Annotated in this window: 2 protein-coding genes; one reads left to right on the top strand and one right to left on the bottom strand. The window is 41.3% G+C overall.

Translation table 11 applies throughout. The annotated features are described in order from the left end of the window. Window positions 1–68 precede the first annotated feature (68 nt). Entirely contained in the window at window positions 69–1,244 is a 1,176-nt protein-coding gene (locus B5F87_RS20445; protein ID WP_242964633.1) for a response regulator transcription factor, read from the top strand. Between the two features lie 117 nt (window positions 1,245–1,361). Here B5F87_RS20445 and B5F87_RS20440 read toward each other — a convergent pair. Next, window positions 1,362–1,665 (bottom strand): ECF-type sigma factor (locus B5F87_RS20440; protein ID WP_143405320.1); only part of this gene is annotated, 304 nt, incomplete at its 5' end.

Here is a 1,665-nt window from a genome sequence, read left to right as displayed (position 1 = left end):
AAATAGTGCAGTAAAAATACCAATAGTTACAAGGTCCTTGATTGTAAGACCTTTCTTGTTCAGATACGATGATTGCGCAGACATATCCAAATCCTCCTTTTCAGAGAAGCGTTGCCTTGACGCTCCCCATTTCTTATGTTATATTTAGGTTAGGTGACGCTAACCACAAATCAAAGATACTCTATTCACATCCTTCTTACAATAGTTTGGAAGGATGTTTGCGTTATCAAGATATAAGTTTGCGCTATCGTGGCAAAGGAGCGAAATGCGTTATGAAGAATAAGATTGAAGATTTCTATGTAACACAATTTGCGGAACGGGGTTTTACACCGGCTCCGAATAATCCGAACTATTGTGAGGCTGGAACCACCTGGCAGTTGAATGACAAAACTGGGACAGGAACCTTCTGGATTTATAACAGGCAGGATCTTTTTGACATCAAAATCCACGACTTCTACCTCAATGAGGATACTATTTTGGAGTTTAACTGGCCAGAGTGTTTAAGCATCATGCAGTTTGACTCTATTTCCGGTGAAGAACTCTCGCCTTATCGAAGATTGGAAGTGGGGAGCGTCAAAAGTTTTATTGGAGGATATTCCACCTACAAGATTCTCGTACACAAAAAAATCCCAATCCGCACGGTTGGAATTGAGATTATGCCTGCCTATTATGAAGGTTATTTGAAAGAGCAGTATCCCGACGAATATGCAAGTACTTTAAAAGCGTTTGAGGATGTCGGACAGACGATGAATTTTCCAGAAATGTCCCGTCTGCTGAAGCAGGTGGAAACGTATAGGGGAAAGGGTATTGCCGCGGCTCTGTTCTATGAAGGGAAAGTAGCTGAGGCGATTTCTCTGATTGTAGAGTGGAGCCGATTACAGCAGCAGAAAAAAGATGTCAGAAAAAAGCTATCTGTTCAAGATATTCAACAGTTGGAAAATCTCACACTGTATTTAAACGATCACTGTATTCAGGACATTCCTTTGGAGCAGATTGTGCGTATTTCCTGTATGAGCGCCAGAAAGCTCCAGATTTCATTTAAAGAATATCATGGCTGCACGATTACGGAGTATATCCAGCAGCGACGTATGAGCCAGGCAGAAACTCTTTTAGCAAAGACTGATCTTTCAATCGGCCAGGTAGCACAAAGTGTCGGATATACAAGTGCAAGTAGGTTTGCAGAACTGTTTCGGAAAAGTACAGGATTGTTACCTGGAGAGTTTCGTAAAATGGCACAGAAATAATGGCTTAAAAAGTACATATATTCTTCCTAATACGATGTTTGAAAATTCCTAATAGCATTTCAAATCACAAAGCAGGGTGGAGATTGTTCTCACACCCTGCTTTGTGATTATCATGAATTATTCAAAGATCTTTTTCACTTTTTCTTTCAGCCTGTCCATACGTCTGTAAACCGCCTTTTCGGTAATCTTCAGATACCTGGCGATTTCATGAGTGCTGTACCCCTGGATCTTCATCAGAACGATCTGCAGTGTAAGCCTGTCCACGGTGATCAGCACATGATACAATTCCTGATTCTCAATATGATCCAGGAAGTCCTGTACTGTTTTCAGTTCTGCCTGATCTGTGGATGCTGCTACGGTATCCAGATATGTACCTGTTTCCTGCACACGCTCATAATAGCGTCTGTCTGAATTAAATGCC

The sequence above is a fragment of the Eubacterium sp. An3 genome (assembly GCF_002159465.1).
Classification (GTDB): domain Bacteria; phylum Bacillota; class Clostridia; order Lachnospirales; family Lachnospiraceae; genus Anaerobutyricum; species Anaerobutyricum stercoris.
Note: the sequence above shows the minus strand (reverse complement) of the source record. Positions and strands in the feature narration are given on the sequence as shown.